This is a genomic window from Streptococcus oralis (genome assembly GCF_016028255.1).
GTDB classification, from domain to species: domain Bacteria; phylum Bacillota; class Bacilli; order Lactobacillales; family Streptococcaceae; genus Streptococcus; species Streptococcus oralis_AC.
On record NZ_CP065707.1, the window covers coordinates 1,474,245 to 1,490,012 of the forward strand.

The window sequence follows — 15,768 nt, forward strand, 5'->3', positions numbered from 1 at the left end:
TCATTCCTCCTCAAAAGAAATCTCTGGCAACCGAGCAAGAATATCTTCTCGCTTAATCGCCCCCTGGCGTAAGATTTTCACCTTATCTCCAGACAAATCCAAAATCGTCGAATCCTGTCCAGTTAAAGAAGCATCGTCCTCCAGACCCAAAACCTCTTGGTCAAAATCCTCTAGAATTTGAGCAAAGGTCACTCCACTCGCCTGACCCGAGATATTGGCAGACGGCCCAATCAAGGGTCCTGTCTCTCGAATCAAATCCAGTGTAATGGGATAACTCGGCATCCGAAATCCCACCGTTGAAAGACCAGAATTGACCCAATAGGGAACTCGGTCATTGGCTTCGAGGATAATGGTCAAGGGACCCGGTAAAAAGGCCTCTACAATTTTTTCTAGATAAGTTGGCTGATTCTTTGAAAAGTGCAAGATGTCCTCTAGAGAAGCGACATTAAGATTGAGTGCCTTATCTCTAGGACGACGTTTGAGTTGGTAAACATGGTCGACAGCTTTTTCGTCTAAGGCCTTAGCAAAGAGACCATAAACTGTCTCTGTAGGCAAAACAACAGCTCCGCCCTTTTCCAACTCTTGTCTAATCCTGTCCATCATCAACCACAACCATCCTATCTTGACCAAATTGGTCCTTGAGTGTTCGTACCCGTTTTTCAGGAAGATGTTTCCTAAAAAGCGCAGGAACACTTTGACCTTGCTTGTATCCAATTTCAAGGTAAATCTTACCACCATCTGTGAGATAGTCTTTTGCATCTTCCGCAATTCTGCGGTAAATAGCTAGGCCATCCTCATCTGCAAAGAGAGCTAGATGAGGTTCTGAATGCAAAACATTCAAACCAACCTCTGACTCATCTTCACGAGAGATATAGGGTGGATTGGATACAATTATATCATATTTTTCAGAAATTTCTGCAAAACAATCAGATTTTTTAAAAAATATATTAAGATTTTGATTTTTAGCATTCTCTGATGCAAGCTCTAAGGCGGCTTGGGAAATATCTGCTGCTGTTACTGACCAATCTGGTCTGTTTTTTGCTAATGCAAGAGCTATGGCACCACTTCCAGTCCCGATATCTAGAATATTAAGACTTTCCTCAGGATTTTCTGTGAGGATAAGTTCCACCAACTCTTCTGTTTCTGGACGAGGAATCAAAACTCGCTCATCCACTTTTAACTGCATTCCAAAGAAATCTGCCTGTCCGATGATATACTGAGCTGGTTTGTGAGTTGCTAACTGCTGGAAAATTCCTTTAACAAAAACTTCTTCCTCTTCCGTTACTTCCTGTTGAAGGGTAAAAACAAAGTCCGTAAAAGAGAGATTTTTCAGGCTACGATAGACAAAAGAGAGGCTTTCAGCTTCCTCTCCTTGTCTTATCAACTCTACTTCAAAATCTGAAAATAATTGAGCTAATTTCATTATTTGTTTAATTCTTCTAATTTTTGTGTTTGGTCATAAAGAACCAAGGCATCCACAACTTCATCCAATTTACCAGACAAAATGGTATCTAGTTTTTGGAGGGTCAAGCCGATACGGTGGTCTGTGACACGGTTTTGTGGGAAATTGTAAGTACGGATGCGCTCTGAACGATCCCCAGTACCGATAGTAGACTTACGCTCAGCGTCTTGTTCATCTTGAGCAATCTGAGCAAAATGGTCAGCAACACGCGCACGGATGATTTTCATGGCTTTCTCACGGTTCTTCTGCTGGGTACGTTCTTCCTGCATTTCAACCTTGATATTGGTTGGCAAGTGAACGATACGCACGGCAGTTGCAACCTTATTGACGTTCTGTCCACCAGCACCAGATGCGTGGTAAATGTCAACACGAAGGTCTTTTGGATCAATATCGTATTCTACTTCTTCCACTTCAGGCATGACAAGGACTGTGGCAGTTGAGGTATGAACACGGCCTTGGCTTTCTGTCACAGGGACACGTTGAACACGGTGGGCACCTGATTCGTACTTGAGTTTAGAGTATACAGATTGACCCGAAACCATGGCAACCACCTCCTTGAAACCACCCACACCGTTCATAGAAGCCTCCATGACTTCGAAACGCCAGCCTTGAGCTTCAGCATACTTTTGGTACATGGTTAGCAAATCCCCAGCAAAGAGAGCGGCTTCGTCACCACCAGCTGCTCCACGGATTTCAAGGATGATGTTCTTGTCATCGTTTGGATCTTTAGGAAGAAGCAAGATTTTCAATTTTTCTTCGTATTCTTCTTTTTCAGCCTTGGCATCTTTGAGCTCTTGCTTGGCCATTTCTTCCAAGTCCGCATCTCCGCCAGATTCCTTAATCATTTCTTCGGCATCAACGATATTTTGAAGGACTTGTTTGTACTCACGGTAGGCTGTTACCGTATCACGAGTAGAAGCCTCTTCTTTTGAAAGCTCCATGAAACGCTTGGTGTCTGATACTACATCAGGGTCACTCAGCAATTCTCCTAATTCTTCATAACGGTCTTCTACAGCTTGTAGTTGATCATAGATGTTCATTTTTCTTCATTCTCCTTATTGATTTCAGGCGCAAAATAATGTTTACGGCAAACTGAGATATAGGTTTCATTGCCACCGATCTGGATCTGTTCGCCATCATAGACTGGCACACCATCCTGCGTACGCAATACCATAGTCGCCTTTTTCTTACAGTACTGACAGATAGTCTTTATTTCTTCAATCTTGTCTGCTAAGAGCAAAAGGTGTTTGGAACCTTCGAATAGTTCATTGCGAAAGTCATTTTTTAAACCAAAAGCCATGACAGGTATGTCTAACTCATCAACAACACGAGCTAGGTCATAAACATGGTGACGCTTGAGAAACTGAGCCTCATCGACTAGCACACAGTATGGTTTCTCAGGTAAGTCTCGGATATAACCAAAGATATCCGTCGTTTCCTCAATCGCAATGGCTGGGCGTTTCATACCGATTCGACTAGATACATAGCCAACACCGTCACGTGTATCCAGAGCCGAAGTCATAATCACAACTCCCTTTCCTTGCTCCTCGTAGTTATAGGCCACCTTGAGAATCTCAATCGTCTTACCAGAGTTCATGGTCCCATAACGATAATACAACTGTGCCATGCTTCTATTTCACGTCCATTTCTAAATTTTTGCTACATTCTAGTATATCATAATTTTCTGAAGCTTTAAACGGCAAAATGTGGTAAAATAGAAGAAATCAAAAACTAGTGGAGGAAGCTATTATGCCATTTGTACGCATCGATTTATTTGAAGGACGCACGCTCGAGCAAAAAAAAGCTCTTGCTAAGGAAGTAACGGAAGCTGTTGTCCGTAACACTGGAGCCCCTCAATCAGCCGTTCATGTCATCATCAACGACATGCCAGAAGGAACCTACTTCCCTCAAGGGGAAATGCGCACCAAATAATCTAGCTTAAGCAGAATTGCTTAGGCTTTTTCAATCTCCAAGTAGCATCCATTGAAGAAACAGTCTAATTTTGTTACAATTTGAAGAGATGCTTGGATACATATCCTAAAAAAAGAAATACAAAAGGAATTAGTATGATTACACGTGAATTTGACACCATAGCCGCTATCTCCACACCTCTCGGAGAAGGGGCAATCGGGATTGTCCGCCTGAGTGGAACTGACAGTTTTGCTATTGCGCAAAAGATTTTCAAAGGAAAAGACTTGAGCAAGGTTGCAAGCCATACCCTCAACTACGGTCACATTATTGACCCGCAGACAGGGAAGGTCATGGACGAAGTTATGGTTGGAGCTATGAAGTCTCCAAAGACCTTCACTCGTGAGGATATTATCGAGATTAACACTCACGGTGGGATTGCGGTAACCAATGAAATTCTCCAACTAGCTATCCGTGAAGGAGCTCGATTGGCTGAACCGGGTGAATTTACCAAGCGTGCCTTTCTAAACGGTCGTGTGGACTTAACACAGGCTGAGGCGGTGATGGACATCATCCGTGCCAAGACAGACAAGGCTATGAATATCGCAGTCAAACAACTAGACGGTTCCCTATCTGAGCTCATTAACAATACTCGCCAAGAAATCCTCAATACGCTTGCCCAAGTAGAGGTCAATATCGACTATCCTGAGTATGATGATGTTGAGGAAGCTACTACTGCTGTTGTCCGCGAGAAGACTATGGAGTTTGAACAATTGCTAACCAATCTCCTTAGAACAGCTCGTCGTGGTAAAATCCTTCGTGAGGGAATTTTAACTGCTATCATCGGACGTCCCAACGTTGGAAAATCCAGCCTCCTCAACAACCTCTTGCGTGAGGACAAGGCCATCGTTACAGATATTGCTGGTACTACCCGAGATGTTATCGAAGAATACGTCAACATTAACGGGGTTCCTCTCAAATTGATTGATACAGCCGGTATACGGGAAACAGATGATATCGTGGAACAAATCGGTGTCGAACGTTCTAGAAAAGCCCTCAAGGAAGCTGACTTGGTTCTACTAGTGCTAAATGCTAGCGAACCTCTGACCGCCCAAGACCGCCAACTCTTAGAAATCAGCCAAGATACTAATCGCATTATTCTGCTTAACAAAACTGATCTGCCTGAAGCGATTGAAACTTCGGAACTACCTGAAGATGTCATCCGTATTTCAGTCCTTAAAAACCAAAACATCGATAAAATTGAAGAGCGCATCAACAATCTCTTCTTTGAAAATGCTGGTCTAGTCGAGCAAGATGCCACTTACTTGTCTAACGCTCGTCATATTTCCTTGATTGAAAAGGCCGTTGAAAGCTTACAAGCTGTTAACGAAGGTCTTGAACTGGGGATGCCAGTTGATTTGTTGCAAGTTGACTTGACCCGTACTTGGGAAATTCTCGGAGAAATCACTGGGGATGCTGCTCCTGATGAACTCATTACACAACTCTTTAGCCAATTCTGTTTAGGAAAATAAGAAAAATCCATGATCATTTGGTCATGGATTTTATAGTCTTTATTAGTAATCTGGTCTTAAGACACCTGTTACAGTTGCCTTTGTTGCCTCATAGTCGCCGTCAATAACGACCTTGATAATGCGTTTGGCATCTTCTTCTGGTGCTGGAACTAATGGCAAACGAGTTGGTCCAGCATCAAATCCCATGTAGTTAAGTACTGCTTTAACAGGAGCAGGACTTGGATAAGAGAAGAGCGCATTGACCTTAGGAATGAACTTGCGCTGAATAGCAGCTGCTTTCTTCATATCGCTTTCTGCAATAGCAGTGAACATCTCGTGCATCTCATCCCCATTTGTATGGGATGCAACAGAAATAACCCCATCCGCACCAAGGTTCATGGCATGGAAGGCATCCCCATCTTCACCTGTATAAATCAAAAATTCTTCTGGCTTGTGTTCAATCAAGTAAGCCATATTAGCCAAGCTCGTACATTCTTTGACACCGATGATATTTGGATGGTCAGCCAAACGAAGCATGGTTTCTGGAGTCAATTCGACAACCACACGCCCTGGAATGTTATAAATGATAATAGGCAAATCTGAGGCATCCGCAATCGCTTTAAAGTGCTGATACATGCCTTCTTGAGAAGGTTTATTGTAATAGGGTACGATAGCAAGACCAGCAGCGAAGCCGCCAAATTCTGCGACTTCTTTGACAAACTCGATCGAGTCACGTGTATCATTGGTACCTACACCCGCAATCAAAGGAACGCGTCCATTGACAACCTTTTGCACAGCCGCAAAGAGTTCCAACTCTTCATCGTGAGTCAAGGTTGGACTCTCAGCAGTCGTCCCTGCAAGAAGAATTCCGTCTGTATGATGGGCCAATAAATGCTCAATCAAGGCTGGAATGGCATCAAAGTTAATGGAACCATCCTCATGGAAAGGGGTAATAAAGGCTGTGATGATTTTACACTCTTTTAAATCTTGATAAGACATGAGAAACACCTCTCTATTTCAAAGAAGGAGTTCATCTGAACTCCTAAACGATATGACTATTTTAATTCAAATTTCAACTCAGCTGTTTGGCGAACCAATCCACGTTCGTGAAGCGTTTCAGCGATTTGAACTGAGTTCCAAGCAGCACCTTTGAGGAGGTTATCTGAAACAACCCACATGTGGATTCCTTTTTCTGAATCCAAGTCTTTACGGATACGACCTACGAAGGTATCACGCGAGCCAACAGCGTTGATAGCTTGAGGATAGATTTGATGCGCTACGTCATCCTCAAGAACAGCACCTGGAAAGGCTGCGATGGATGCTTTGACTTCTTCGATTGGTGCCACTTCTTTTGTTTCGATGTAAACAGACTCAGAGTGAGCTGACAAGACTGGAATACGTACACAGGTTGCAGATACTGCAATGCTATCATCTTCCATGATTTTCTTCGTTTCCTTGGTCATCTTCATCTCTTCGTATGTGTAATCATTGTCAGTGAAGACATCGATTTGTGGAAGAGCATTAAAGGCGATAGGATAGTGTTTCTTGTCACCACCTGAAGGCAAGATTTCCGCATGCAAATCACGTGGATTCACACCATCATTTAAAACTTCACGAAGTTCACGTTGGGTTTCAAGAATAGCACCCATACCAGCACCTGAAACTGCTTGGTAAGTTGAAACGATGATACGATCCAAGCCCCATTTTTGACGAACAGGCTCAAGCGCCACCATCATTTGGATTGTCGAACAGTTAGGACAGGCAATAATCCCGTTGTGGGCATCAAGTGCATGAGCATTGACCTCTGGAACAACCAAAGGTACATCTGGATTTTGGCGGAAGTAAGATGTGTTATCCACTACTACCGCTCCAGCTTGAACTGCGTATGGTGCATACTTAGCTGATGTCGAACCACCTGCTGAAAAGAGAGCAATATCAACACCCTCAAAAGCTGTCTCAGTCGTTTCTTCAATCGTAATATCTTGGTCTTTAAATTTCAAAGTTTTGCCTGCTGAACGTGCAGAAGCAAGTAAACGGATTTTATCAATTGGAAGTGTTGATTCTTCCAACATTTTTATCATCTGAGCTCCGACAGCACCTGTCGCGCCGACTACAGCAACTGTATATCCCATAAATAACCTCTTTCGGAATTTTCTAAAAATTTCTATAATAGATGTATTATACTACTTTTTACAGAAATTGAAAAGTATTTTTAGACTATATTTTCTGAAAATTAAAAATCCCTAGCCATTCGACCAGGGACTAAGAGGCATCTTCATGTGATGAGCAGGTTCACACAACTCATCAAGGTCCGCTCCTGCGTTATGACCTCCTTATGCTCAATAGCAGTCCGAAGACTACCTATCGACTCATCGCAACTACTATTCTACTAGATAGAGTCACTTTTGTCAACAGACAAAACTCTTTGCTTCATTTATACAGGTAGATAAGAAAAGCCTTGGTCTCCCAAGGTCATTTTGTCTCTATCATGCTAATTGCCGGGATTGAACCGGCGACCTCATCCTTACCATGGATGCGCTCTGCCAACTGAGCTAAATCAGCTTACCTAAAAAGTATACTATAGTTCCTAGTTCTTGTCAAGCGCTCTCTTTTAATTTATGGAATGAAAAAAGCTAGATTTAGCAAGAATCTAGCTTATAAACTTCTTATCTTGTTAGATCAATTCGGCGTCCTAATTTTCCGATTAAAATAGCACCTACGATGAGTGATGCAAACTCACCAATCCCCGTAGAGAACCATGTAAAGAAGAATGGAGCTTCTGCAACAATATAGAGTTCTGCTGCAATGGTAATCATTGAAATTGAGAAGAGGATTGAAAAGAAGAAATGATCTTTTCGAATCAAACCATTGAACAGATAGTCTTTCTTGTACTTGCTAAAGAGCCATACACCTAGACTTAGGAAAACTAGGGTAGAGCCCCCACCGACAAAGACATCTATTAGACCAAAGCTAAAGAAATTAGCAATCATACAACCAATCGTCACACCGATGATATATTTGGGATTGTAAAAGGCCAAGAAATTCATCATCTCAGAAATACGGAACTGGTAGGCACCGTAGCTAATGGCATTAAGGGGTGGGGTGATGGTCAAAACCACATAGATAGCAGCAACGATAGCAATATCTGCCATGTCACGAACAGTTAATTTTTTCATGTTTTCTCCTTTGGCGGTTTCCCGCGTAAAATATGCTTGGTGAAAGAAGCTAAGCACCAAGGGTTGAGATTATCAACCTTACTAGTATAGCACAATAGCTAGCTTTATGCTATACTAAAATCATGAAAAAACTAATAAGAGCATTCTTCGATAACGAAATCCTCTCCTACTTATTTTTCGGTGGCGCTACTACTTTGGTCTCGATTTTATCACGTTTGGTTATTTACCATATCAGCCATCAGGAAATCCTAGCGACTGCTCTTGCAAATATCATTGGGATTCTCTTTGCCTTTCTCACAAATGACACTATCGTCTTTAAACAAGAGAGAAGAAATTGGCCGACTCGCCTGGCTAAGTTTTTCTTAGCTCGTCTCTCTACTCTTGGTCTTGACGTTCTTTTAACTTATATCTTTGTTACATCTTATCCCGATATTATCGGGCAATTTGTCAACGATCAACTAGATCAGGTCAATACCATCGAAACGCTAATTGCGCAGGTTTTGATTATCATTCTTAACTATATTTTTAGTAAAGTATACGTTTTTTATAAATGAAATGGATGTCATTAAGCATTAAGGTTGCAATATTTAGCTATTTCAGGTACAATTAAGATTAGTTTTTGAAAGGAAATTATGAAAATGTTAAAAGATCTTAAAGAATTTTTGCTTCGCGGTAATGTCGTTGACCTCGCTGTTGGTGTGATCATCGCCTCTGCTTTTGGTGCTATCGTTACTTCACTTGTAAATGACATCATCACTCCACTTATCTTGAACCCAGCTTTGAAAGCGGCGAACGTAGAACGTATCGCTGAACTTTCATGGAATGGTGTTGGTTACGGTAGCTTCTTGAGTGCTGTTATCAACTTCTTAGTGATTGGTACTGTTCTTTTCTTCGTTATCAAAGCTGTTGAAAAAGCTCAAAACCTTACTAAGAAAGAAGAGCCAGCTGAAGATACACCTGCTGCTCCAACTGAACTTGAAGTCCTTCAAGAAATCAAAGCTCTTCTTGAGAAAAAATAAGACAAATAAAGGATCTAGCTTCATGCTAAATCCTTTTTCTTTACTCTTTACTCTTTCGGCAATTTACCAGCCTTTTCGAGCATTTTCTTAATTAAGTAAGGCATCTTCACATTTTCACGGCCTTTTTTCTCAATCAGTTTTTTGACAAATTCTGGCATTTGGAGGTCGTCCGTCTCCTCCATAATATCCTTAGTGGTAGCTGACGGAGCTAGCTCGTCAAAGGTTTCTTCTTCTGGGAGAAATTCCTTAAATTCTTTGTGCTCATTGGCTCTTATAGTATCAACTAAAGCGTCAATTAAACGAGAGTCTGTGTTTGGCATAGGTGGACGATGATAGGTTACACCTAATTCTCGACATAATTCATAACATTCTACATCATTATCAAAAAGAACTTCGATATGTTCACTGATAAAGCTAATCGGGACAAAGATATAATGCTCTGGATGTTGCTTTTGTTCTCGCAAATATTCTAAGACATCTGGCTTAATCCAAGGGATTCCAATATCACTCTCGCTCTGCCAAGTATTGGTATACTGGTCGGCTGTTAGACTGAGTTGCTCTGCTATCAACTTGCTATTATCAAAAATCTGATCGATATAAGGATCTCCAAAGTCCAAGGCAAAAATTGGAACACTGTGAGCTGAGAAGATTACCTTAAAGGACTCTTCTCCCACATCGTTTCGTAAAATTTTGCTAATCTCATCTGTCCAAAAGTCCAGCAAAGACTGTTGCTGATACCAATCCTTAATGACTAAAAACCGGATCTGCTGACTTTCCAGAAACTTCTCATACCCCATAACCGAGTAGAAGGAATAATGTGGTTCTAAAATCAAACAAATACACTCTTCAACACCATCAGCCTCCATCTGCTTGATCACATCAGGGATAAAGGGCCGAGAAAATTTGTTGGCAAAGTAGATGCCATACTCTTCTCCTAACCGTTCCTTGACTAGACTGACCTCCTCACGTGTAATCCTCTGAAGCGGTGTTCCACCTATACGAACATAGTTGTCATAGAGAGTCTGAATCTCGTGATCTTCGGGTCTAACTCCACGACGAATATTGGTAAAAAAATCCGCCACACTCTCAAAGGTAATCTCTTCTGGTGAACCGAATGTCATCATTAAAATTGCTTTTTTCATTGATATGTCCTTGTGATATTTTTTTCAATTACCATTGTACCATGAAATATATCATAAATAAACGCTTTCATTCATTTTATTTTTATTTACTTCTCTTTGTCTTTCTCTCCATTCTATGATACAATGAAAAAAATGATATTAAAGGAGTTTTTATGAATTACCCGAACCTTTTAGAACGTTTTTTGACCTACGTTAAGGTCAATACGCGTTCTGATGAACACTCTACTACTACTCCAAGTACGCAAAGTCAGGTAGATTTTGCGACCAACGTTCTTATTCCTGAAATGAAACGTGTTGGTTTGCAAAATGTCTACTACTTACCAAATGGTTTTGCTATTGGAACCTTACCAGCTAATGATCCCAGCTTGACACGCAAGATTGGCTTCATCTCCCACATGGACACTGCTGACTTTAATGCTGAGGGAGTTAATCCGCAAGTCATCGAAAATTACGATGGTGGAGCTATCGACTTAGGTGATTCTGGATTTAAACTCGATCCTGCTGATTTCAAGAGCCTTGAGAAATATCCAGGACAAACACTCATCACAACAGATGGAACGACCTTGCTAGGTGCTGATGACAAGTCTGGTATTGCTGAGATTATGACTGCTATTGAATATCTGACTGCTCATCCCGAAATCAAACACTGTGAGATTCGAGTTGGTTTTGGACCAGATGAAGAAATCGGTGTTGGAGCTAACAATTTTGATGCTGAAGACTTTGACGTTGACTTTGCCTATACTGTTGATGGTGGCCCACTAGGGGAGCTTCAGTACGAGACTTTCTCAGCAGCTGCTGCTGAATTGCATTTCCAAGGCCGCAATGTCCACCCTGGTACTGCTAAAGGTCAAATGGTCAATGCTCTCCAGCTAGCAATTGATTTTCATAATCAACTTCCAGAGAGTGACCGACCTGAACTGACAGATGGCTACCAAGGTTTCTATCATCTTATGGATGTGTCAGGTAGTGTCGAGGAGGCGCGTGCAAGCTACATCATTCGCGATTTTGAAAAGGATACCTTTGAAACACGTAAAGCAGCTATGCAAGTCATCGCTGACAAGATGAATCAAGAGCTTGGGAATGATCGCGTGACTTTAACTCTGACAGACCAGTACTACAATATGAAGGAAGTCATTGAGAAAGACATGACGCCTGTTACCATTGCTAAGGCTGTTATGGAAGATTTAGGTATCACGCCAATTATCGAACCAATCCGTGGTGGAACAGATGGCTCTAAGATTTCCTTTATGGGAATCCCAACTCCAAATATCTTTGCTGGTGGTGAAAACATGCATGGACGTTTTGAATACGTGAGCCTTCAGACTATGGAGCGTGCGGTGGATACCATCATTGGCATTGTATCTTATAAAGACTAAAAAAGACGAGGTAGCTCAGCTACTTCGCCTTTCTTTTTATTCATTTGGTTGAGCACTTGTCTCAGACTCACTTTGCGCTTGCTTTTCTGTCGCTTGAGAAGCAGCTGTTTCACTGTCTTTCTCAGACTTAGATTGGCTATCAGTTTTACTTGCTTTTGAACGGAGTTCCTGGTTCAAGCTAATGATTTCTTTAGCTAGAGTGAGGAGGCCTTCTTTATCACTGCTTTTGGCTGCAAGTTGATCAAATAGGGCATCGACACGTTCAAAGTCAGCATCGGATCCTTTGTTATCCTCTAAGTACTTGTGAAGAGAGAGCAAGACATTATAGAGTTTTTGGTAGATGATCACGGTTTGCGGATCTTGTTCTGCTTCTTTTTTCTCTCGTTGGATAGTCGCTGCAATACGATTTAAAAGATCCTCAAGTTGTGTTTTAGCTTCGTCAAGGTCCGCATTTTCCTTTTCAGTAGCCGCTTTGATATTAGCTGCTTCTTCAGCTAGGGATTGTTTAACACCATCTTCTTTGACACGTGCTAGGAGTTGAGCAGCTTTTGTTAGAAGAGCATCCACTTCTTCCTTCTTAACATAGTTAACCCGCTCTTCTGGCATAAAATCACCGTAGAGTTCTTTTAGGAATTCATAGATGGCTGTCTTAGCAGTTTGACTATCTACTTTTTCCGTATCTAGAATAGTCTTACCAGCTTTTGTAGAAACAGGTTCTTCTTTGAGAGCCTCTTCTACTTCTAGCTTAGTTTGGTAAATAGTTGGGAATAACTTGTTTAAGTCGGTCGCTTTGAGGAAGGATTGTGACTGGTAAAGTTCCCATGTCAATTTGGCAACACGGTTCCGAAGTTCTTCTCTGAGACGACCATCAGATACATGTTCATAGAAATACTTGATGTACTCTACTGTTGTTACTCCTGTACGATCACGGAAATCTTGCAAGGCTTGAAGTTTCGCTTCAATCGCATCCAACTCTGTCTCATCTTGTGCTAGTTTTGCTTCCTGCAAATGTACCAAAAGATCCTTCTTAGGCAAGCCATAAGTGTCCGTATCCAGTGTATTGATCTTATCTACAAGGGCTTGGTACTTCTTATCTAAAGGTGAAGTTTCAACTGGTGCCACACTTTGATCCACATGGATATACTGTTTATCAAAGAGATCCAAGGCTGCTAGGTATCCAGCAGTTGAGTTGGTCGCCAGTTTTTTCATGTTCTCGGTAAATTGACCCAAAGCAAGTTCAACTCGTCTCTGCATGATAGGTTGGTCTTTATAGAAACCTCTACTTTCCGCTAAAAGTTGATCAACTTTAGAAAGAACAGTTTGTTCGTCAAAAGCTCCCGGCTGATAGCTTGATTGTAAGGTAGGAATCTTGTTCTTTAATGCTACCTCATATCCCTTGGTTTGAACCTTGATGTAGTGATTATGGTCACCATGAGGAATCACAAAACTACCATTTTCTACCTGTAAACTATAAGGAGAAACATTGTCGCGTAAGGCAGTGGTATAAAGTTCATTTAGGAAATCAAGTTCTGGATTCCCAGTTTGAAGTGGAATACGAACATGTTCCTTACGAACAGCATAGGGATGGATATGGGTTGGATCATAGGCTTGATCCGGATTTCCAAAGACAAAGAATCCATTTGAAATGCGAATTGCTTCGAGCGGTACTCCGTAGGTCTGTGAGATATACTTGATTTTTTCTTCATCGCTAGCATCTCTTGAGAAACTTTCCACAGTCTTTGCAAGTGGTTGAACGTGCTGAGACTGATGATTTTCTTTCAAGTGATCTTGGGCAGCTTTGATTTGAGCTGCAGTCAAGTCCTTCTTAAAGAAATAATGAGCGTGATCTCCATGAGAAACTACAAACCCTTGCTCATCTTCACTAATAACACGGTCAGCTGCAAAGCCGTGATCATGGTCTTCACCGTGATGGTGGTCATGCTCCTCTCCATCGTGGTCATGGTCTTCATGGTTGGTATCCTGACTTCCATGGTCACCGTCTTGGTCATGAGGATGATTTGGTTGAGCTGGATGCTCTCCTGGTTTGCTTGGATTTTCCAAAGGTGTTGGCTTCCCACTGTCGCTAGATAAAGGAATCATACGCGCAATCTTTTCTTCCAAGGCAGAAAGCTTTGTATATGGGATGAAATGATAGTGATTTCCGTGAGGAATCGCCACACCACTCGGCGTTCTACTTGAAATCTTAGCAGGGTCAAAAATCAATCCATCTGATTCAGCATAACGTTGAGTACGTGGAAGAGAATAGAGCTGTTGCAATAGACTCTGAAGACTCTCCGCTTGAGTGCTTGGTCTTTCAGCTTCTTGACTAAGATTGCTAGTTTGACCAGTCTCGTTTGAACTAGGACGATAGTCAGTCACACTTTCTTGTTTTCTAGTTCCAGAGAGGTAGGCTTGGGCCGCAGCCAATTCACTAGCAGACAAGGAACTCTTTGGAATATAGTGGTAATGTCCACCATGAGGGACAATATAAGCATCTCCAGTATCCTCTATAATATCAGATGGATTAAAGATGTAACCATCATCGGTGGTATAGCGTCCTTGCGATTGAGCAAGCGCCACTGCACTGTTAGAAGTTGGTACATCGTGAGTATGACCTTGTTTTTGGCGCTCAATTTCGTCCTTCGTACGAACATTATTAGCATGAGCCGCATCTTTAAGGTAGACATAATACTTGCCATCCACCTTGATAATGTAGCCACCTTTGATTTCGTTGACAATATCAGCATCTTTCAGTTGATAATTAGCATCTTTCATCAACAGTTCTTCGCTGAAAATCGCGTCAAAAGGAACTTTACCATTGTAATAATGGAAATGATCACCGTGTGAAGTCACATAACCTTGATCGGTAATTTTCACAACAATTTGTTCTGCCTGAATATCTTCTTTTTTGCTAACTTGATCTGGTGTCTTGGTCTCTGTTTTTTGAGAGTCTTGCTTCCCATCAATATAAGACACACGGTTATTATCTTTGTTTCCTTCTACCTGATGTTGGTTCAATGCATAGATACAAAGACTTAAGGAAAGGACTAGAGCCGATCCTGCTACAAGGTATTTCTTCTTCATTTTCATCATCTCCTCATTTTAATTCTTCTGCAAGAACATTCATATTTTCTTCTAGATTTTCTAAGTATGTTTTGTCATTTTCAGGATCTGCTTCTAAAGGATTGAGTGTCTTTAGACTAACTCCTGTTGATTTGACCAAGGTTTCAGCAACTTTAGAAGAAGCGTTGCTCTCAGTAAAGATAGTTTTAACCTTGTAGGTTTTGACAAATTCTTGGATTTCTGTCAACTGTCTCGGACTTGGCTCTTGTTCGGGAGAGATACCTGCAATACCAAGTTGATTAAGTCCAAATCGCTTAGCGAGATAAGAAAAGGCTGTGTGTTGCGTAACAAAAGTCTTTTGACTCGCTTTTTCAAAAATAGGCTGGTATTTCTTAGTCAATTCTTGGGCTTTAGCGATAAATTTCTTGGCATTTTTTTGATATGTTTCCTTATTAGAACTATCTAATTCAGACAACTTATCTGCAATAATCTGCGCTTCTTCTCCTGCTTTTTCAGGATCTAACCAAGTATGTGGGTCATAGAGTGTTTTTTCATCAATACCGTCACCAGCTTCTACATCTTCCAAACCTGGAACACGCTCCAACGTCATTCCTTCAGAAGCTTCTAAAACCTTAACTTTTGAGTTTTTCAAGTTAGGATCTAGACTTCCAGCCCAAGATTCGAGCGTATGAGAGTGGTAGACAAAGACATCCGCATCATAGATGGCAGCAATGTCATTCGCTGAAGGTTCATATGAGTGAATTCCACTACTTGACTGAATCATCCGAACATCATTCAAATCACCTGATACCTCTTTTACCATGGCATAGATTGGGTAAAAACTTGTTACAATCTTCATCCCTTTTGCTTCTTGTTTTTCTTTTTGGCTACATGCTCCTAAGACAAAAACCAACAGACCTGCCATTAATAATAGAAATGTTCTTTTTTTCATCATTACTCCTTAACTAGTATTTAACCGTTTAATTAACTAGTAAATAGTTTATCTTTATTTACACTATATGTCAAGATATTTTGCATATTTTCATGAAAAAAATGAGAACTAGAACTTACATTCTGCTCTCATTTTTCGATTTTATCTTTTCTAGCTCTC

At 41.2% G+C, this 15,768-nt stretch carries 15 protein-coding genes, 1 tRNA gene and 1 riboswitch; of the genes, 5 read left to right on the forward strand and 11 right to left on the reverse strand.

Translation table 11 applies throughout. From position 1 onward, the window contains the following. The 4 genes from I6G42_RS07240 to I6G42_RS07255 are packed head-to-tail and all read right to left on the reverse strand — an operon-like array spanning position 1 to position 3,089. Positions 1–603 (reverse strand): L-threonylcarbamoyladenylate synthase, encoded by a 603-nt coding sequence (locus tag I6G42_RS07240; protein ID WP_038805301.1) that lies wholly within the window; start codon positions 601–603, stop codon positions 1–3. Continuing rightward, positions 587–1,423 carry a peptide chain release factor N(5)-glutamine methyltransferase gene (gene prmC / locus I6G42_RS07245; protein ID WP_038805302.1) on the reverse strand — a complete coding sequence of 279 codons (837 nt, stop codon included), beginning with the start codon at positions 1,421–1,423 and terminating at the stop codon, positions 587–589. Before prmC ends, I6G42_RS07240 begins: the two co-directional genes overlap by 17 nt. Continuing rightward, entirely contained in the window at positions 1,423–2,502 is a 1,080-nt protein-coding gene (prfA, locus tag I6G42_RS07250) for a peptide chain release factor 1 (protein ID WP_001028815.1), read from the reverse strand. Before prfA ends, prmC begins: the two co-directional genes overlap by 1 nt. Beyond that, positions 2,499–3,089, reverse strand: a complete 591-nt coding sequence (locus I6G42_RS07255; RefSeq protein ID WP_038805303.1) for a thymidine kinase — start codon at positions 3,087–3,089, stop codon at positions 2,499–2,501. Before I6G42_RS07255 ends, prfA begins: the two co-directional genes overlap by 4 nt. 122 nt (positions 3,090–3,211) lie before the next feature. On the opposite strand from I6G42_RS07255, the gene I6G42_RS07260 reads away from it, so the two are divergent. Further along, positions 3,212–3,394 carry a 4-oxalocrotonate tautomerase gene (locus I6G42_RS07260; RefSeq protein ID WP_001117401.1) on the forward strand — a complete coding sequence of 61 codons (183 nt, stop codon included), beginning with the start codon at positions 3,212–3,214 and terminating at the stop codon, positions 3,392–3,394. Between the two features lie 134 nt (positions 3,395–3,528). Further along, the gene (gene mnmE, locus I6G42_RS07265) at positions 3,529–4,902 is read left to right on the forward strand and encodes a tRNA uridine-5-carboxymethylaminomethyl(34) synthesis GTPase MnmE (protein ID WP_038805304.1); all 1,374 of its coding nucleotides are present in this window, start codon (positions 3,529–3,531) and stop codon (positions 4,900–4,902) included. Positions 4,903–4,944: 42 nt separating this feature from the next. Here the strand turns inward: mnmE and dapA are convergent, their stop codons facing one another. The 4 genes from dapA to I6G42_RS07285 form a co-directional block, all read right to left on the reverse strand. Then, on the reverse strand, positions 4,945–5,880 hold the full coding sequence (dapA, locus tag I6G42_RS07270) for a 4-hydroxy-tetrahydrodipicolinate synthase (protein WP_038805305.1): 936 nt from the start codon (positions 5,878–5,880) through the stop codon (positions 4,945–4,947). Between the two features lie 56 nt (positions 5,881–5,936). After that, positions 5,937–7,013 carry an aspartate-semialdehyde dehydrogenase gene (locus I6G42_RS07275; protein ID WP_038805306.1) on the reverse strand — a complete coding sequence of 359 codons (1,077 nt, stop codon included), beginning with the start codon at positions 7,011–7,013 and terminating at the stop codon, positions 5,937–5,939. A gap of 357 nt (positions 7,014–7,370) precedes the next feature. Beyond that, positions 7,371–7,443: transfer RNA gene (locus I6G42_RS07280), tRNA-Thr, on the reverse strand. Positions 7,444–7,547: 104 nt separating this feature from the next. Continuing rightward, the gene (locus I6G42_RS07285; RefSeq protein WP_000737307.1) at positions 7,548–8,057 is read right to left on the reverse strand and encodes a QueT transporter family protein; all 510 of its coding nucleotides are present in this window, start codon (positions 8,055–8,057) and stop codon (positions 7,548–7,550) included. Further along, positions 8,055–8,151: riboswitch (PreQ1 riboswitch) on the reverse strand. It overlaps the preceding gene by 3 nt. 28 nt (positions 8,152–8,179) lie before the next feature. On the opposite strand from I6G42_RS07285, the gene I6G42_RS07290 reads away from it, so the two are divergent. Continuing rightward, a complete protein-coding gene (locus I6G42_RS07290) occupies positions 8,180–8,611 on the forward strand; it encodes a GtrA family protein (protein WP_038805307.1) in 432 nt (143 codons plus the stop codon). Positions 8,612–8,695: 84 nt separating this feature from the next. Further along, positions 8,696–9,076, forward strand: a complete 381-nt coding sequence (mscL, locus tag I6G42_RS07295; protein WP_000910209.1) for a large conductance mechanosensitive channel protein MscL — start codon at positions 8,696–8,698, stop codon at positions 9,074–9,076. A 47-nt stretch (positions 9,077–9,123) separates the two neighbouring features. Here mscL and hemH read toward each other — a convergent pair whose 3' ends face one another. After that, on the reverse strand, positions 9,124–10,218 hold the full coding sequence (hemH, locus tag I6G42_RS07300) for a ferrochelatase (RefSeq protein WP_038805309.1): 1,095 nt from the start codon (positions 10,216–10,218) through the stop codon (positions 9,124–9,126). A gap of 152 nt (positions 10,219–10,370) precedes the next feature. Here hemH and pepT point away from each other — a divergent pair, with 152 nt between their 5' ends. After that, on the forward strand, positions 10,371–11,594 hold the full coding sequence (gene pepT / locus I6G42_RS07305) for a peptidase T (RefSeq protein WP_038805311.1): 1,224 nt from the start codon (positions 10,371–10,373) through the stop codon (positions 11,592–11,594). Positions 11,595–11,630: 36 nt separating this feature from the next. On the opposite strand, the gene I6G42_RS07310 is transcribed toward pepT, so the two are convergent. Both I6G42_RS07310 and I6G42_RS07315 read right to left on the reverse strand, forming a co-directional pair. Next, positions 11,631–14,678: a pneumococcal-type histidine triad protein gene (locus I6G42_RS07310; protein WP_050562302.1), complete on the reverse strand. Its 3,048-nt coding sequence runs from the start codon at positions 14,676–14,678 to the stop codon at positions 11,631–11,633. 13 nt (positions 14,679–14,691) lie between these two features. Then, a complete protein-coding gene (locus I6G42_RS07315; protein WP_038805313.1) occupies positions 14,692–15,609 on the reverse strand; it encodes a metal ABC transporter substrate-binding protein in 918 nt (305 codons plus the stop codon). Positions 15,610–15,768: the final 159 nt, after the last annotated feature.

Coding starts and splice junctions, on each gene's coding strand:
- I6G42_RS07240 (WP_038805301.1), bottom strand. CDS start 603: ATGATGGACAGGATTAGACAAGAGTTGGAAAAGGGCGGAGCTGTTGTT.
- I6G42_RS07310 (WP_050562302.1), bottom strand. CDS start 14,678: ATGAAGAAGAAATACCTTGTAGCAGGATCGGCTCTAGTCCTTTCCTTA.
- I6G42_RS07275 (WP_038805306.1), bottom strand. CDS start 7,013: ATGGGATATACAGTTGCTGTAGTCGGCGCGACAGGTGCTGTCGGAGCT.
- I6G42_RS07285 (WP_000737307.1), bottom strand. CDS start 8,057: ATGAAAAAATTAACTGTTCGTGACATGGCAGATATTGCTATCGTTGCT.
- I6G42_RS07315 (WP_038805313.1), bottom strand. CDS start 15,609: ATGAAAAAAAGAACATTTCTATTATTAATGGCAGGTCTGTTGGTTTTT.
- mnmE (WP_038805304.1), top strand. CDS start 3,529: ATGATTACACGTGAATTTGACACCATAGCCGCTATCTCCACACCTCTC.
- I6G42_RS07290 (WP_038805307.1), top strand. CDS start 8,180: ATGAAAAAACTAATAAGAGCATTCTTCGATAACGAAATCCTCTCCTAC.
- dapA (WP_038805305.1), bottom strand. CDS start 5,880: ATGTCTTATCAAGATTTAAAAGAGTGTAAAATCATCACAGCCTTTATT.
- hemH (WP_038805309.1), bottom strand. CDS start 10,218: ATGAAAAAAGCAATTTTAATGATGACATTCGGTTCACCAGAAGAGATT.
- prfA (WP_001028815.1), bottom strand. CDS start 2,502: ATGAACATCTATGATCAACTACAAGCTGTAGAAGACCGTTATGAAGAA.
- pepT (WP_038805311.1), top strand. CDS start 10,371: ATGAATTACCCGAACCTTTTAGAACGTTTTTTGACCTACGTTAAGGTC.
- I6G42_RS07255 (WP_038805303.1), bottom strand. CDS start 3,089: ATGGCACAGTTGTATTATCGTTATGGGACCATGAACTCTGGTAAGACG.
- I6G42_RS07260 (WP_001117401.1), top strand. CDS start 3,212: ATGCCATTTGTACGCATCGATTTATTTGAAGGACGCACGCTCGAGCAA.
- prmC (WP_038805302.1), bottom strand. CDS start 1,423: ATGAAATTAGCTCAATTATTTTCAGATTTTGAAGTAGAGTTGATAAGA.
- mscL (WP_000910209.1), top strand. CDS start 8,696: ATGTTAAAAGATCTTAAAGAATTTTTGCTTCGCGGTAATGTCGTTGAC.